This is a genomic window from Pseudomonas sp. EggHat1 (assembly GCF_014892995.1).
Classification (GTDB): domain Bacteria; phylum Pseudomonadota; class Gammaproteobacteria; order Pseudomonadales; family Pseudomonadaceae; genus Aquipseudomonas; species Aquipseudomonas chaetocerotis.
This window is the reverse complement of the sequence record NZ_JACKQK010000017.1, coordinates 99135-114871: the sequence shown is the minus strand read 5'-3', so window position 1 is coordinate 114871 and position 15737 is coordinate 99135. Positions and strand designations below refer to the sequence as shown.

15 protein-coding genes are annotated in these 15737 nt (G+C 63.9%); 11 read left to right on the top strand and 4 right to left on the bottom strand.

The annotated features are described in order from the left end of the window. Positions 1–52 precede the first annotated feature (52 nt). From phoB to INS93_RS21935, 8 genes are all read left to right on the top strand, one after another. Positions 53–742: a phosphate regulon transcriptional regulator PhoB gene (gene phoB, locus INS93_RS21970; RefSeq protein ID WP_072426159.1), complete on the top strand. Its 690-nt coding sequence runs from the start codon at positions 53–55 to the stop codon at positions 740–742. A 42-nt stretch (positions 743–784) separates the two neighbouring features. Further along, positions 785–2104, top strand: coding sequence for a phosphate regulon sensor histidine kinase PhoR (gene phoR, locus INS93_RS21965; protein ID WP_160018774.1), 1320 nt, complete (start codon positions 785–787; stop codon positions 2102–2104). Between the two features lie 62 nt (positions 2105–2166). Continuing rightward, positions 2167–3507: a hemolysin family protein gene (locus tag INS93_RS21960; protein WP_192985525.1), complete on the top strand. Its 1341-nt coding sequence runs from the start codon at positions 2167–2169 to the stop codon at positions 3505–3507. A gap of 250 nt (positions 3508–3757) precedes the next feature. Then, positions 3758–4513, top strand: coding sequence for an outer membrane beta-barrel protein (locus tag INS93_RS21955; RefSeq protein WP_017676078.1), 756 nt, complete (start codon positions 3758–3760; stop codon positions 4511–4513). 189 nt (positions 4514–4702) lie between these two features. Then, positions 4703–5851 (top strand): NAD(P)/FAD-dependent oxidoreductase, encoded by a 1149-nt coding sequence (locus tag INS93_RS21950; RefSeq protein ID WP_192985524.1) that lies wholly within the window; start codon positions 4703–4705, stop codon positions 5849–5851. 188 nt (positions 5852–6039) lie between these two features. Beyond that, a complete protein-coding gene (locus INS93_RS21945; RefSeq protein ID WP_003242571.1) occupies positions 6040–6312 on the top strand; it encodes an HU family DNA-binding protein in 273 nt (90 codons plus the stop codon). A gap of 217 nt (positions 6313–6529) precedes the next feature. Beyond that, positions 6530–6925 carry a helicase gene (locus tag INS93_RS21940; protein ID WP_160018777.1) on the top strand — a complete coding sequence of 132 codons (396 nt, stop codon included), beginning with the start codon at positions 6530–6532 and terminating at the stop codon, positions 6923–6925. Between the two features lie 82 nt (positions 6926–7007). Continuing rightward, entirely contained in the window at positions 7008–7760 is a 753-nt protein-coding gene (locus INS93_RS21935) for a hypothetical protein (protein ID WP_192985523.1), read from the top strand. A gap of 119 nt (positions 7761–7879) precedes the next feature. Here the strand turns inward: INS93_RS21935 and INS93_RS21930 are convergent, their stop codons facing one another. The 3 genes from INS93_RS21930 to INS93_RS21920 form a co-directional block, all read right to left on the bottom strand. Next, positions 7880–9286, bottom strand: coding sequence for an aminoacyl-tRNA deacylase and HDOD domain-containing protein (locus INS93_RS21930; protein ID WP_160018779.1), 1407 nt, complete (start codon positions 9284–9286; stop codon positions 7880–7882). Between the two features lie 91 nt (positions 9287–9377). Further along, the gene (gene recG / locus INS93_RS21925) at positions 9378–11453 is read right to left on the bottom strand and encodes an ATP-dependent DNA helicase RecG (RefSeq protein WP_192985522.1); all 2076 of its coding nucleotides are present in this window, start codon (positions 11451–11453) and stop codon (positions 9378–9380) included. Between the two features lie 8 nt (positions 11454–11461). Then, on the bottom strand, positions 11462–12391 hold the full coding sequence (locus INS93_RS21920) for a hydrogen peroxide-inducible genes activator (protein ID WP_017676072.1): 930 nt from the start codon (positions 12389–12391) through the stop codon (positions 11462–11464). 98 nt (positions 12392–12489) lie between these two features. On the opposite strand from INS93_RS21920, the gene INS93_RS21915 reads away from it, so the two are divergent. The 3 genes from INS93_RS21915 to INS93_RS21905 all read left to right on the top strand — a co-directional run bounded on the left by INS93_RS21915 (position 12490) and on the right by INS93_RS21905 (position 14923). Beyond that, positions 12490–13347: an NAD-dependent epimerase/dehydratase family protein gene (locus INS93_RS21915; RefSeq protein ID WP_160018781.1), complete on the top strand. Its 858-nt coding sequence runs from the start codon at positions 12490–12492 to the stop codon at positions 13345–13347. A gap of 1 nt (position 13348) precedes the next feature. Further along, positions 13349–14149: an AraC family transcriptional regulator gene (locus tag INS93_RS21910; protein WP_192985521.1), complete on the top strand. Its 801-nt coding sequence runs from the start codon at positions 13349–13351 to the stop codon at positions 14147–14149. 150 nt (positions 14150–14299) lie between these two features. Beyond that, entirely contained in the window at positions 14300–14923 is a 624-nt protein-coding gene (locus INS93_RS21905; protein ID WP_192985520.1) for a LysE family translocator, read from the top strand. Positions 14924–14975: 52 nt separating this feature from the next. Here the strand turns inward: INS93_RS21905 and INS93_RS21900 are convergent, their stop codons facing one another. Further along, complete coding sequence (locus INS93_RS21900) at positions 14976–15701, bottom strand: hypothetical protein (RefSeq protein ID WP_160018784.1); 726 nt, start codon at positions 15699–15701, stop codon at positions 14976–14978. Positions 15702–15737 lie beyond the last annotated feature (36 nt).

Below are 15737 nucleotides of genomic sequence, written 5' to 3'. Positions count from 1 at the left end.
TAATTCCGTTATCTAATGCGGCGCAGACAGTTGAACGAACCGAGGCAGGACCATGGTTGGCAAGAACATCCTGATCGTCGATGACGAAGCACCGATCCGCGAGATGATTGCGGTGGCCCTGGAGATGGCCGGTTACGAGTGCCTGGAGGCGGAGAATACCCAGCAGGCCCACGCCGTGATCGTCGACCGCAAACCCGATCTGATCCTGCTTGACTGGATGCTGCCCGGCACCAGTGGTATCGAGCTGGCGCGCCGGCTCAAGCGCGACGAGCTGACCAGCGATATCCCGATCATCATGCTCACCGCCAAGGGTGAAGAGGACAACAAGATCCAGGGCCTGGAAGTCGGCGCCGACGACTACATCACCAAGCCTTTCTCGCCGCGCGAGCTGGTGGCCCGTCTCAAGGCCGTGCTGCGCCGTGCCGGGCCCAGCGACAGCGAGGCACCGATCGAGGTCGGCGGGCTGCTGCTCGATCCCATCAGCCACCGCGTCACCATCGACGGCAAACCTGCCGAGATGGGCCCGACCGAATATCGCCTGCTGCAGTTCTTCATGACTCACCAGGAGCGTGCCTACACCCGCGGCCAACTGCTCGATCAGGTCTGGGGCGGCAACGTCTACGTCGAGGAGCGTACCGTCGACGTGCACATCCGCCGTCTGCGCAAGGCGCTCGGTGATGTTTACGAAAACCTGGTACAAACCGTGCGCGGGACTGGGTATCGTTTCTCCACCAAGGGTTGATCGCTAGCGCGGTGTTTCTGCGCCCACGTTCTTCTGACAAGGATGCGCTCCATCGTGAATCAAGACTGGCGTGGCGCCGTGGTGCGCCGCCTGTTGCTGCTGGTTGGCGCCTGCCTGCTGCTCGGTTTCATCACCGGTGAATATGCCTGGGTGCTGGCCTGCGGCCTGGCCATTCATCTGGGCTGGACCCTCAGCCAATTGCTGCGCCTGCACAAATGGCTGCGCGAGCACAAACCCGACGAGCCACCGCCGGATGGTTACGGTCTGTGGGGCGAGGTGTTCGACAGCATCTATCACCTGCAACGCCGTAACCAGAAGGCGCGTGGTCGCTTGCAGGCGGTTATCGACCGCGTACAGGAGTCCACTGCCGCCCTCAAGGACGCCGTGGTGATGCTCGACAGCCAGGGCAATCTGGAATGGTGGAACCGTGCCGCGGAAACGCTGCTGGGCCTGAAAACCCCGCAAGATAGCGGCCAGCAACTGGCCAATCTGGTGCGCGACCCGCGCTTCAAGGACTACTTCGAGCGCGGCAACTACGCCGATGCCCTGGAGATTCCTTCACCGATCAATGATCGCCGTCGCTTGCAGTTCCATATCACCCGCTACGGCAATCGCGAGCACCTGCTGCTGGTGCGTGACGTTACCCGTCTGCATCAGCTGGAACAGATGCGCAAGGACTTCGTCGCCAACGTCTCCCACGAGCTGCGCACGCCGCTGACGGTGATTGCCGGTTATCTGGAAACGCTCCTGGATAACGTCGAGGCGGTCAATCCGCGCTGGCTGCGCGCGCTGCAGCAAATGCAGCAACAGGGCGCACGCATGCAGACCCTGCTCAATGACCTGCTCTTGTTGGCCAAGCTGGAAGCCACCGATTACCCCTCGGACAACCAGCCGGTCGCGGTGGATCTGATGCTGCTGTCGATCAAGAACGATGCGCAGGCATTGTCCGGCGATCAGCAACATCGCATCAGCCTGGAGGCCGACCCGCATCTCAAGCTCAAGGGCAGCGAGGCGGAGCTGCGCAGCGCATTCTCCAACCTGGTGTTCAACGCGGTGAAGTACACCCCGGCCGGCGGTGACATCCGTATTCGCTGGTTGAGCGACGAGAAGGGGGCGCACCTGTCGGTCAGCGATACCGGCATGGGCATCGAGACCAAGCACTTGCCGCGGCTGACCGAGCGCTTTTATCGCGTCGATTCGAGCCGCGCCAGCAACACGGGTGGCACCGGGCTGGGCCTGGCCATCGTCAAACATGTACTGCTGCGTCACCGTGGCAACCTGGAGATCAGCAGCGTTCCTGGCAAGGGCAGTACTTTCACCTGCCATTTTGCCCCGGCACAGGTAGTGCAGCGTGCGCGCTGAGTGCTTGCATTCGATGCGGCGAAGCTCCAACCTCTAGCGATCATTGGCCAACCCGAACCTTCATGGACCCTTCCACGAGTCTTCCTGCTCCCGATTACTTCGCCGATTTCGGCCTCATGTTGTTCGCCCTGTTTCTGGTCCTGCTCAACGGTTTCTTCGTCGCCGCCGAGTTCGCCATCGTGCGCCTGCGCGCGACCAAGGTCGATGCCCTGGCCGAGGCCCATGGCTGGCGCGGACATATTCTGCGCACCGTGCACAACCAGATGGATGCCTATCTGTCAGCCTGTCAGCTGGGCATCACCCTGGCGTCGCTGGGTCTTGGCTGGGTCGGTGAGCCGGCCTTCGCCGAGCTGCTTACCCCGCTGCTGGTGGCGGTTGGCGTGGAGTCACCCAAGCTGATTCACGGTATCGCTTTCTTCACTGCGTTCTCGATCATCTCCTACCTGCACATCGTCATCGGCGAGCTGGCACCCAAGTCCTGGGCGATTCGTAAACCGGAACTGCTGTCGCTGTGGACGGCAGCGCCGCTGTACGCCTTTTATTGGTTGATGTACCCGGCGATCTTCGTGCTCAACGCCAGTGCCAACGCCATCCTGCGCATCGCCGGGCAAGGCGAGCCGGGGCCGCACCACGAGCATCACTACAGCCGCGACGAGCTCAAGCTGATCCTGCATTCCAGTCGCGCGACCAGCGACAACGACCAGGACCTGCGGGTGCTGGCGTCGGCAGTTGAGCTGGGTGAGCTGGAGGTGGTTGACTGGGCCAACTCTCGCGAGGACCTGGTCTTCCTGGAACTCAACGCCAGCCTCGATCAGGTGTTCACCACCTTCCGCCGCCACAAGTACAGCCGCTACCCGATCTTCGACGAGAGCAAGGGCGAGTTCGTCGGCGTGCTGCATATCAAGGATCTGCTGCTGCACCTGTCGCTGCTGGAGATGTTGCCATCGGCACTGAAACTGGCGGATCTGATGCATCCACTCGAGCGGGTCAACCGGCATATGCCACTGTCGCAACTGCTCGAGCAGTTCCGCCAGGGTGGCGCGCACTTCGCCCTAGTCGAGGAGGCCGACGGCAAGGTGATCGGCTACTTGACCATGGAAGACGTGCTCGAAGCACTGGTCGGCGATATTCAGGACGAACACCGCAAGGCCGAGCGCGGCATCCTCGCCTATCAGCCGGGCAAGCTGCTGGTGCGTGGCGACACGCCGCTGGCCAAGGTCGAGCGCCTGCTCGGCGTCGATCTCGACCACATAGAGGCCGAGACCCTCGCCGGGTTGATCTACGAAACCCTCAAGCGCATGCCTGACGAAGAGGAAGTGCTGGAAACCGACGGCCTGCGCATCATCGTCAAGAAGATGAAGGGGCCCAAGGTGGTTCTGGCTAAAGTGGTCAAGCTGGATTGATCTCTCCTGCGTCTGGCCGGGTGCTCGCTGTCCGGTCAGGCCGCATCCCCTCTGGCCTGCGTCTAGGTCAGCGTTTCGTTTATGATCGATCGATCAGCTTCGTTCTCTGTAAAACCCTGCAAACCCTTGTACGTAAAGGGTTATTGCCGTTCGTCGGTTTAGTCGAATCCCTCCTGGCAGAGGCAGTCTAGGTACTTGCGTCCCACCTCCCGGTGAGCGGCGTTATCCACTCATTGCCAAGGAAATCGTCATGCAGTTGTCCAGCATAACCCCCAAAGCAACACTCGCCCTGTGCCTGGCGGGCGCCTCGCAGGCCTATGCAGACTCGGTCACCGACCCTATCTCGACCTTCGGTGTCATCGCTTCGCACAACCAGTACAAGCTCACCGTGGACGATGAAAGCGACAAGGAGCGCCTCAATCAGGGCGGCCTGTTCTACCACTTCGGTAACAAGCTGACCGGGCAGGAAGGCTTCATCTACCAGGCGGGGATCGAAGGCCAATACCGTGACAAGGACGATGTGGAATACAAGTCCGCGCGTGCCGATATCGACCTCGGCCTGCGCGCCGCACTGAGCACCAACAACTATGTCGACGTGATCGTCGGTGGTGGTTACGACTGGGGTCGCATCGAGCAGGACGACGTCGGCCCGTTCGATAGCAACGTCAAGCTGACCAGCAAATCGCCCTTCGCCAAGGCCGGGCTCGGCTACAACTACCTGACGCCGGACTACACCTTGCGTCTGGAAGTGGGTGCGCGCTACTCCATCAACTCCGAAGCGCGCCTGAAGGTCGATGGCGACAGCGACTCCGTGGATCTCAAGGACAAGGTCAATCCTTACGGCGAGCTGACCGTGCTATGGAACAAGGGCATCAACAACCTGCCGATCAGCACCAGCCTGTACTACACCCAGACCCGCTATGAACTCGACAGTAACAGCGCCATCGCCGAGCGCAGCAAGCTCAAGCAGGAGCAAGTCGGCCTGCGCGTAGGTCTGGCGTTCTAAGCGCCTCCCAGACCGCCTGCCTGCTAGGCGGTCTGCTCTGATTCCCGCATTGCATCTTTCCCCCAACCTGCGGATGGCTTACTGAACCTCATCTGGCCAGCGCTTGCCCGATCCAGTAGGGTGTGATCCCGCCATCTTGGGAGGCGGCCGGTGGGTCGTCGCGTCGTTTTTATTGTGAGGAAAGAGCGCATGAGTGCACCAGTCGTGATCGTCGGCACCGGCCTGGCCGGTTACAACCTGGCCAAGGAGTGGCGCAAGCTCGACACCCAGACGCCGCTGCTGCTGATCACCGCTGACGACGGCCGCTCCTATTCCAAGCCGATGCTGTCCACCGGCTTTGGCAAGAACAAGGATGCCGACGGCCTGGCCATGGCCGAAGCCGGCGCCATGGCCGAGCAGCTCAATGCGGAAATTCGCACCCATACCTGCATCACCGGAATCGACCCCGGCCACAAGCGTTTGTGGATCGGTGAGGAAGCCGTGCCATACCGCGACCTGGTACTGGCCTGGGGCGCCGAGCCGATTCGCGTGCCGGTAGCGGGTGATGCCCAGGACGCGCTGTTCCCGATCAATGACCTGGAAGACTACGCGCGCTTTCGCCGAGCCGTGGCCGGCAAACGTCGGGTACTGATCCTCGGTGCCGGCCTGATTGGCTGCGAGTTCGCCAACGACCTCAGTGCAGGCGGTTACGAGGTCGAGTTGCTGGCGCCCTGCGAGCAGGTGATGCCAGGCCTGCTGCATCCGGCAGCGGCCTCTGCGGTACAAGCCGGCCTGGAAGGTCTGGGCGTACGTTTTCATCTTGGCCCGGTGCTGGCCAGCCTCGACCGCCAGGGCGGTGCGCTGCAGGCGTCGCTGTCCGATGGCAGCCTGATCCACTGTGACGCGGTGGTCTCTGCAGTCGGCCTGCGCCCGCGCACCGCGCTCGCCGCAGCGGCCGGGCTCGACGTCAATCGTGGGGTGATGGTCGACCGCCAACTGCGTACCTCGCACGCCAATATCTACGCCCTGGGTGACTGTGCCGAGGTCGATGGCCTCAACCTGCTCTACGTCATGCCGCTGATGGCCTGTGCTCGGGCGCTGGCCAAGACCCTGGCCGGTGAGCCGACGGCGGTCAGCTATGGGCCGATGCCGGTGACGGTAAAGACGCCGGTATGCCCGCTGGTGGTCTCGCCGCCACCGCGTGGCAGTCAGGGCGAATGGACGGTCGAAGGCAGCGGCAGCGATATCAAGGCGCTCTGCCGCGAGGCTTCCGGAGCACTGCTCGGTTATGCGCTGACCGGCGCTGCCGTGCAGGAGAAACTGGCACTGAACAAGGAGCTACCGGCGCTGCTGGCGTGATTACCTGCCGTTCTGTCGGATACGCCACGAAATTGCCTGGTTAAAGTGGCGGGCGAGACTGGCGCAGTGCGATGCGGCATGCCATTCTCCCAGGGGTCTGCCGCAGCGCAGAGCTGTTGCGGCGCCTTGGGCGCTGTTCTGGAAGGACAGCACGGACACAACAACAAAAAACCGTCAAAGAGGCATCTATGCGTAAACCGGAACTCGCCGCCGCCATCGCCGAAAAGGCTGATCTGACCAAGGATCAGGCCAATCGTGTACTCAACGCCGTACTGGAAGAAATCACCGGTGCACTGAACCGCAAGGACAGTGTGACCCTGGTTGGCTTCGGTACTTTCGTCCAACGCCACCGTGGCGCCCGTACTGGCAAGAATCCGCAAACCGGTCAGCCGGTGAAGATCAAGGCCAGCAACACCGTCGCCTTCAAACCAGGCAAATCCCTGAAGGATGCGGTCAACTGAGCCCGTTACCCGGAGCCGCTCGGCTCCGGGTTCCTCCTCGCTTCATCAAGCCTGCTCACTTACTGTAGAGACCGTGTGCACCTGATTCGCGGTATCTCGCGGTGCGCGCGGCGTACCCTACCTTCCTGGCTCGACGACCATGCTTTGGACAGGCTGTAGTCCTGCAAGAAAACCACTACAATGCGCGGCCATCATCTTCGATCACGAGGCCCTGTGCATGAAATTCCGTTTTCTCCTGTGGATGCTGGGCCGCCTGATGGCCAAGGCCAGTCGTGAAAACCCGGCGTTCCGCCAGCAGCTCGAAGGTCGCGATATGGTCTTCCAGCTGCATACTCTCGACGGCAAGGTGGCCCGCCACTTCACCGTGGCCGATCAGCGCGTGACCAGCAAGCGCGGCACTGCCAAGGACCCGGCATTCGCCATTGGCTTCAAGGACGCCGCCTACGGCTTCGAAACCATGACCGCGAAGAACAAGCAGCTGGCCTTCATGCAGGGCATCCAGAACAAGGACATCCAGATCCAGGGCAATCCGGCGCTGGTGATGTGGTTCCAGGGTCTGACCAAGTACCTGATGCCGAAGAAGAAGGCCGAGGCGCCAAAAAAGGCCGCCTGATCGGCACTGATGTGCGTCGCGGCTGGCCGCGACGCTGCGCTTTGGTTAGGCTTCCAGGCACGTTACTGTGGAAAACCTGACCATGCGTCTTTTCCTGTTACCCCTGCTGTTGCTGGCCGCCACCACGGCGCGGGCCGAGTCGGCGTCTGCCAAAGTGCTGTTGCCCCTGTTCGAACTCGCCGGTATCCATCTGCTGTGCGAACAGAGTGCGCCGTTGCTGCAGCGCGGCCAGGATGAAGCCGAGCAGAAGCGCCTCGCGCAGTTGTTCGCTGGCGAGGTCTTTTGTCTGGACCTTGCCAGGCGCGTCGCTGCTCGCTTCGATGCGGTGCAGGGCGAACAGGCTCGTGAACGTCTCGATAGCCCGCTGGCGCAGCGCTTCACTGCCGCTGAGCGTGCGGTCGGTGAGCAACCCGAAGGCTTGGCAGAATACCGCCAGCGCCTGCAGGAGCAGCCGCCACGAGGCGCGCGCCTTGATCTGGTAAAGCGTCTCGATGCTGCCGCCCGTACGACCGAGCTGGCCAGCCTGCTACGTTACGAAGTCGGCAAGACCCAGGCATTGTTGGCGCTAAGGGCGCGGGGCGAGAACCTCAGCGAGGCCGAACTGCAGGCGCAGACGCAGACCCAAGCGAACGCCATTCGCCAGTCCAGCGAGCAGGCGGTGGAAACCTTCATGTTCTATGCCTACCGGCAGATGCCCAGCGATCAACTCGCCGAGTATGCGGCGCTCTACGAGCATTCCAGCGTCAGTCAACTGCTCGCTATCAGCCTGGAAGTGGTGCCGCAGCTATTCTCTGAACGTCGTGAACAACTGCGCCAGGCAGCAGACAAGCCGTAGGGCGGCCCGGAACACCGGCCGCCAGGAGCGAAGCGAACAGCCCGCCGGCTCGCAAGCAACTGCGCCAGACGGCAGGCAAGGACTCAGGGGCAGGGTGTGGGAACCTGAGCCGCAGCAGCTCAGTGCGGCTGCTGGAACTGCGCTGCCAGTTCACGCAAGGCGACCTCGGCGCTCAGCACCTTGCTCACAGCGTCCTCGGCTTTTTCCCGGGTCAGCCCCAGGGCGTCGAACAGCTCATCAGGAATCTCGTTCTGCGGCCCGGCACCGATACCCCGGTTGCGCAGCAGACTGACCGCCAGGCACACCAGGTTGGGGAAGGCCGCGCTGTCGCCGGCGTAGGACGGATCGTGCTGAAAGCGCAGGGCGCTGGACAGCTCTTCCGGCATATCCCAGTGGCGCATCAGCCAGGCACCGATCTGCTCGCGGGTGATGCCCAGCAGGTGCTGCTCGATATGCCCGGTAGGCAGGTGCGGGTTGACCTCCAGATGACGGCAGATCAGCGAGAAGTGCGGTGGAAACACGTGTGCCAGGACCAGATAACCGAAGTTGTGCAGCAGCCCGGCCAGGTAGGTCAGGCCGGCTTCCGGGCGCTGCGCGCGAGGCATGGCACGGGTCAGGCCCTCGATCACTGCAGCGGTGTAGATCGCTTGCTGCCAGTAGGGCGTGGCGTGCTGCGGCTGATCCTTGGGCAGGCTGAGGGTCTTGCCCAGCGCCAGGCCGAGAGCCAGGTTGATCACCAGATCGAAGCCCAGTACACGGACGATTGCATCTTCCACCGAGCGGATCTTGCCGGGCGCGGCGTAATAGGGCGAGGCGGCCCAACTGACCACCTGGGCGGCCAGCGCGGGATCGGTCTCGACCACACCGGTGATGTCATCCACGGTGGCGTTAGGGTCGACACGCAGCTTGATGATCTTCTGCGCGGTTTCCGGCAGCGGCGGAATCTCGATGGTTTCTTCCAGGCGCTGCTGGATGCGGCGTGCGGTAAAGGCCTGCACGGCTTGGGTGATTTCCGCGCGGTCATCATGCGGGCGATCAAGGTTCGGTTTGATCGCACTGACCGGCTCGCCGAAACGCGCCGCGCTGGCCTTGCTCAGCAGCGCTTTGAAGGCTTCGGTGGGGATTTCCAGCAACACACCAGGCTGGCCGGACTCGATCAGCAGACTGGGCACCTGCAGCAGGCGTTCTTCGTAGAGGCAGGGCGAACTGGTCAGCGGCGGCAAACCGGGCAGGGCGGCCAGGTTGTGCTTGCCGAGCATGCGCTCCAGGCGCTCCGGCTTGACCGCCGTGAGCTGGCGCCCAGTCAATTCGGCCAGGCGCGACAGATCGAGCATGTGGCTGCGCGGATAGAGCACCAGCAGGGCGCCGATGGCATCGTCCACCAGCACGGCCTGCAGGCGCGCCTCGCTTGGCTGACCCGGGCGCTCCGCGCGTACCTGATAGGGGACGGCGAGTTTCTCCAGCAGTTGCACGATCACGGCGGGCGCTTGCACAGTGGCGTTGGCGGCGAGGGCAGCTTCAGTCATATCGATATCCAGCGTTGGCGCATGTGCCCCGGAGTATAACCAGCGAGGATTTGCGCAAAGGTTCGTGGCGACGGTTGTCCTGTGAACAGGTTCACACTTGACCGTATTGCTGGCCGTGACGCAACCAGCGCTCCAACAATGGAGCCACATGTTGTGGCCAATGTTCCAGAAGAGCGTGCGCAGCATCGCGCACGGCAGGCAGCAGGTCGGCATCGCGCATCAGATCGGCGACCTTGAATTGCAGTAGGCCGGTCTGCCGGGTGCCGAGCATTTCCCCCGGTCCCCTGAGTTCGAGGTCCTTCTCGGCGATGACGAAACCGTCGGTGGTTTCGCGCATGATCGCCAGGCGCTCGCGCCCGAGTTGCGACAATGGCGCATGGTAGAGCAGCACGCAATGGCTAGCGGCGCTGCCACGGCCGACCCGGCCGCGCAGTTGGTGTAGCTGGGCCAGACCCAGGCGTTCGGGGTTCTCGATGATCATCAGGCTGGCATTGGGCACGTCGACGCCGACCTCGATCACCGTGGTGGCCACCAGCAGTTGCAGCTTGCCCTGCTTGAACTCATCCATCACTGCGGCTTTTTCGGCCGGTTTCATGCGCCCGTGGATCAGCCCGACGCGCAGCTCGCCCAGTGCCGCAGAAAGCTCCTCGAAGCTGGTTTCGGCGGCCTGGCAGGTGAGCTCTTCGGATTCCTCGATCAGGGTGCAGACCCAGTAGGCCTGGCGTCCCTGCTGGCAGGCATTGCGCACGCGCTCGACGACCTCGATGCGACGGCTGTCGGCGATCACCAGGGTGTTGACCGGCGTGCGCCCTGGCGGCAGCTCGTCGAGGATCGAGGTATCCAGATCGGCGTAGGCACTCATCGCCAGGGTACGTGGGATGGGCGTGGCAGTCATGATCAACTGGTGCGGGCTCAGGCGCCCGTCGATGCCTTTCTGGCGCAGGGCCAGGCGTTGCTGCACGCCGAAACGGTGCTGCTCGTCGATGATCACCAGGGCCAGGCGCTTGAATTTCACTTCGTCCTGGAACAGGGCGTGGGTGCCGACCACCATCGGGCAGCCACCGGCAATCTGTTCCAGCGCGCTAGCGCGAGCCTTGCCCTTGAGCTTGCCGGCCAGCCAGGCGACGTCCAGACCAAGCGGCGCCAGCCATTTGCTGAAGTTGAGAAAGTGCTGTTCGGCGAGGATCTCGGTCGGCGCCATCAACGCCACCTGATAACCGGCTTCCAGCGCCTGCAGGGCGGCAAGGGCGGCAACCACCGTCTTGCCGGCGCCTACGTCGCCCTGCACCAGGCGCAGCATGGGCTCGCTTTGCGCCAGGTCGTAGGCGATCTCGGCGCCCACACGCTGCTGCGCGCCAGTCGGGGCGAAGCCGAGGTTGGCGAGGTATTGCTGTGGCAGCTTCTTGGCCGGCGGCAGAGCCGGCGCCTGCTGGGCGCGCACCTGTTCACGCAGGCGCTGCAGGGACAACTGATGCGTCAGCAGCTCTTCGAAGGCCAGGCGATGCTGGGCCCAGTGGCGACCCTCGGCGAGCTCTTCGACGTCGGCGTCCGGTGGCGGTCGGTGCAGGTAGCGGATGGCCTCGTCCAGTGGCGCCAGGCGATAGTCGCGTGCCAGCTCGTCAGGCAGCCAGTCCGGCAGGCTGCGTGGGCCGAGGCGCGCCAGTGCCTGCTGACTGAGCTGGCGCAGGCGCTGTTGGGTCAAACCTTCGGTGGTTGGGTAGATGGGCGTCAGGCTCTGCTCTACCGGGGCCGGCTCGTCGCCGCTCTGCGCGCGGTATTCCGGGTGGTAGATCTCCAGGCCCGTAGCACCGGGACGAACTTCGCCATAGCAGCGCAGGGCAGTGCCGCGCTTGAGGCCGTCCTTCTGCGCCTGGCTGAAGTGGAAGAAGCGCAGGCTCAGCGTGCCGCTGCCGTCCTGCAGGCGCACCAGCAGGCTGCGCCGCCGGCCCATGACCACGTCCGCACCGGCGACGATGCCCTCGACCACAGCGTCCTGGCCCGGGCGCAGCGCGCCGATGGGGGTGATGTGGGTGCGATCCTGGTAGCGCAGCGGCAGGTGGAACAGCACGTCCTGCAGGTTTTCCAGGCCGACCTTGGCCAGTTTCTCGGCCAGGGCCGCACCCACGCCCTTGAGCGCGGTGACGGAAACCGCTGCCAGTTCGCTCACGTCCTGCCTCAGACTGCCTTGGTCTGCGGGCTACGGGCGACCGAGCAGAGGCGGATGGAGTCGGCCAGCACCTCGATGGCGTTGGGGCGCGGGAAGCTGGCGCGCCAGGCAATGGCCACGGTACGGAACGGCACCGGCGCGCTGAGCGGACGCACTTCGATCACGCCCGGCGCGTAGTGATGGCTGTCGACTGCCGAGAACGGCAGGATCGATACGCCAAGGCCGGAGGCGACCATATGACGGATGGTTTCCAGCGAGCTGGATTCCACCGTGGTGTGCTTGCCGTGGTCGTCGCCACCCTTGCGCAGGGTCGGACAGGCTTCCAGCACCTGGTCGCGGAAGCAGTGGCCCTCGCCGAGCAGCAGCAGGCTCTTGTCGTTGAGCAGCTTGGTGTCGATGGTCTCCAGCTCCGCCCAGGGATGGCCGGCTGGCAGCAGGGCGTAGAAGGGCTCGTCGTACAGCGGCTTGGTCAGTACATCGGCCTCCTGGAACGGCAGAGCGATGATGATGGCGTCGAGCTCACCGGTGCGCAGCTTGTCGCGCAGGATATGGGTGAAGTTTTCCTCGATGTACAGCGGCATGTCCGGGGCGACCCGGTGCAGCTGCGGAATCAGATGCGGGAACAGATAGGGGCCGACGGTGTAGATGGCGCCAATCTTGAGCGGCGCGGTCAGCTGGTTCTTGCCGGCCTGGGCCAGCTCGCGAATGCCCTGGGCCTGCTCCAGCACCTTCTGTGCCTGGGTGACGATGCCCTCACCGACCGGCGTCAGGCGCACGGCGCTTTTGCTGCGCTCGAAGATCAGCACGCCCAGCTCGTCCTCCAGCTTCTTCACGCCCACCGACAGGGTCGGCTGGCTGACATGGCAGCGCTCGGCAGCGCGGCCGAAATGCTGTTCCTGGGCGAGGGTGACGATGTACCGCAGTTCGGTGAGGGTCATAGTGTTTATCCATTAAATTGCCGACAAGCATAGCCTTTGCATACGAATGAACCAACCGGGCTAAACTGCGCCTTTGCATAAATGTCATGGAGAAAAGCATGTCGGGATGCAACAGCCTGCTGATTGCCGGGTGTGGAGACGTCGGTACCCGCCTCGGCCTGCGTATGGCCGAACAAGGCTGGCGCGTGCTGGGCTTGCGTCGCAATGTGGCCGCGCTGCCGGCCGCCATCGAACCGCTGGCCGGCGATCTGCACGCCGATGCCTGCCCGCCGGCTTGGCCGCAAGGGCAACTGGATTACCTGGTTTACTGCGCAGCAGCCACCGAGCACGACGAGGCGGGCTACCGCGCCGCCTATGTCGAAGGGTTGAGCCGCGTGCTGAGTTGGTTGGCGCAGCATGGCCAGAGACCACGGCGCATCCTGTTCGCCTCCAGCAGCGGGGTATACGGGCAGCAGGAAGGCGAGTGGATCGACGAGGATTCTCCTGCCGAAGCCCCGAGTTTTTCTGCGGTGATCATGCGCGAGGCCGAACGCGTCGCCCTCGACAGCGGGTTGCCAGCGACCACGGTGCGTCTGACAGGCCTTTATGGCCCCGGTCGGGAATGGTTGTTGAGCCAGGTGCGCGGTGGATATCGCGTCAGCGAGACGCCGCCGCTGTATGGCAACCGCATTCACGTCGACGACGCATCGGGGCTGCTTGCCACGCTATTGCAGGCGGACGCCGCAGGCGTGCCCCTGGCCGATTGCTACCTGGGTGTCGACGATGAACCGGCGCCGCTGCACGAGGTGGTAGGTTGGCTGCGTGGGCAACTGGGGGTCAGTCACTGGAGCGATGAGCAGCGCGTGCGCCGCGCCGGCAGCAAGCGTTGCAGCAATGCCCGCGCCCGTGCCTTGGGTTGGGCGCCGCAGTATCCCAGCTATCGTGAGGGCTATGCGGCGATCCTCGCCGAGCGCTGAGATGGACGCTAACCGCCTGCTGGCCAAGCCCTGGTTGCCGGGAGTCGAGCTGTTTCACGCCGATTTCTCCGGGCAGGCGTTCGGCCGTCACAGTCATGACGCTTTCGCCATCGGTGCCATCGTGCAGGGTGTCGGTGGCTACCAATGCCGTGGTCAGCGCTATGCGCTGCCTGCCGGCACCCTGTCGCTGATGAACCCCGAGGAGCCACATACCGGGCATGCCGAGTCTGCGCGCGTGGTCTATCGCATGCTCTATGTCGAGGAGTCACGGCTGCCGGCGCTGCTCGGGCGCAAGCGGCTGCCCAACGGCTTCAGCACGCTCAACCCGGATGACGACGGTCGCGTCGCGGCAAGCCTCGCGCAGCTGGCTGGCGAGTTCGAGCGCGGTGATGCGCTGGCGCTGGAGAGTGAACTGTTGGCGTTGTTGGAGCTGGTGTTCGTGCGCCATGGCGGCTTGCGCGAGGCCCGTCCGGCCTTTCGTGACGGCGGGGTGACGGCTTACCTGCGCGATTACCTGGAAACGCACTACGCCGAGGCTGTCAGCCTGGAACAGTTGGCCGCTCTGGTACAGCGCCACCCGCGCCATCTGATCGACGTGTTCCGCCGTGCCTATGGCGTGCCGCCGCACACCTATCTGCTGCAGCGCCGGGTGCGCGAAGCCAAGCGCAGACTGTTGCAAGGCCAGGCTCTGACCGATATTGCGCTTGGCCTGGGATTTTATGATCAGGCGCATTTCAATGGCGTTTTCCGCCGTTTTACCGGCGTCACTCCGGGACGTTTTCGCGCCGTGGCGCAGGCCTGATTCTGCGGAGCGCAGCGTCAGGTTGCATGGTTGAGCCCATCACTGCGCCGGTTTGCTCGGCAGCAATTGCACATTGCGGCTGACACTGAGTTTTTTCCAATACATCGATATCGCTGGTTGCCGACACTGCCTCCGCCAAACGGAGGTCCCATGTTCGCGTTGTTTCTACTGGTTACCGGTACTCATTTCGCGGCCTTGCTGTCGCCGGGGCCGGACTTCTTTCTGTTGATTCGTACTGCGTTGGCGAAGGGCCGGCGGCAGGCCGATGGTTGTGCCTGCGGCATCGCCCTGGCCAACCTGCTGAGCATGCTGCTGGTGCTGTTCGTCCTGGCATTGTTGCCCGCCGAGGGCAGTTGGCTGTGGCGTGGGCTGCAGGTCGTCGGTGGGCTGTATTTTGCCTGGATCGGCCTGCAGGCGTTGGCCTCGCGGCGAGATCTCGTACTGCCGCAGGGCGATCAGCCGATGCTGGGCGGGGTGTGGAAAGGAGTGCGTCAGGGCCTTCTGGCCAGTAGCCTCAATCCCAAATTGCCACTGTTCTACGCCGGGCTGTTCGGGGTACTGCGCGAGTCCGCGATGCCGGCATGGGGGCTGGGCCTGGCGATGTTGTGGATGACTCTGGTGGTGCTGTTCTGGGATCTGGCGCTGGTGCGGCTGCTCGATCAGGCGCGTTGGCGCGGCTGGTTGCAGCAGCGCGTGCGCTGGCTGGATCGCGGCTGTGGGGCGTTGTTGCTGTTATTGGGCTTGTGGTTGCTGCAAGGGGCATTGGCAGGGTAGCCCGGATGAAATCCGGGAAGGGTCGATCCAGTTTTCCCTGGATTGCACCCAGCTACCGGCGCTTGAGCAACCAGCGTTGCGGGCCGGGCTGGTACTCGGGCATCTCGTCGAATTGGGCGCGGTTCTGCGCTTCGAAGATGCGCAGCTGATTGCCTTCATGCACGAATAGCCAGGGGCTACCCTGGTCGCCAGCCTGCAGCCAGAGGCTGTCATGTTCGCCGCTCATGGCAGCGCAGTCGCCCGCCAGACACAGGGCGAAGCGTTCGGCGCCGGGCAGGCCCTGCACCTGTCCGTCGCTGTTGAAGCGCACCAGGCCACCTTGGCCCAAACCCTCTTCGATCAGCCAGTCGCCGCCCAGGTAGTCGCGGTACAGCGCCTGTTCGAAGCTGCTGCCCAGTGGGCTGGTTTCGCCGGAAACGCGGGTGAAGTGCTGCTCGGGCCAGTATTCGCTGGCGATCTGCACCAGTTCGCCGTTCTGCATGGCGAGCTGCTCGTTGTAATCACCGTAGAAGGTCACCTGCCAACGCCCCTCTCCGGCGCCCAGCAGTCTGCCTTCGGCCAGCTCGAAGCCATTGCTGTAGCTGGCCTGCTGCCGCTCGGGGTTGATCTGCCATTCGAGGTTGGGGCCGTAGGCGAGCAGGGCTTCGCGCAGGCGACCGCTTTCGCGGGCGGCATCGATGGCAGCCTGGTTGATCCAGGTACCGCTCGGGTCGTTGTTCGGTGTGCTGGCGCAGCCGCCGAGCAGGGCGCTGCATAGCAGCAGAGGAAGCAGACGCATGGCGATCTCCATGCCGGGGAAGGGCGAGCGGGGCCT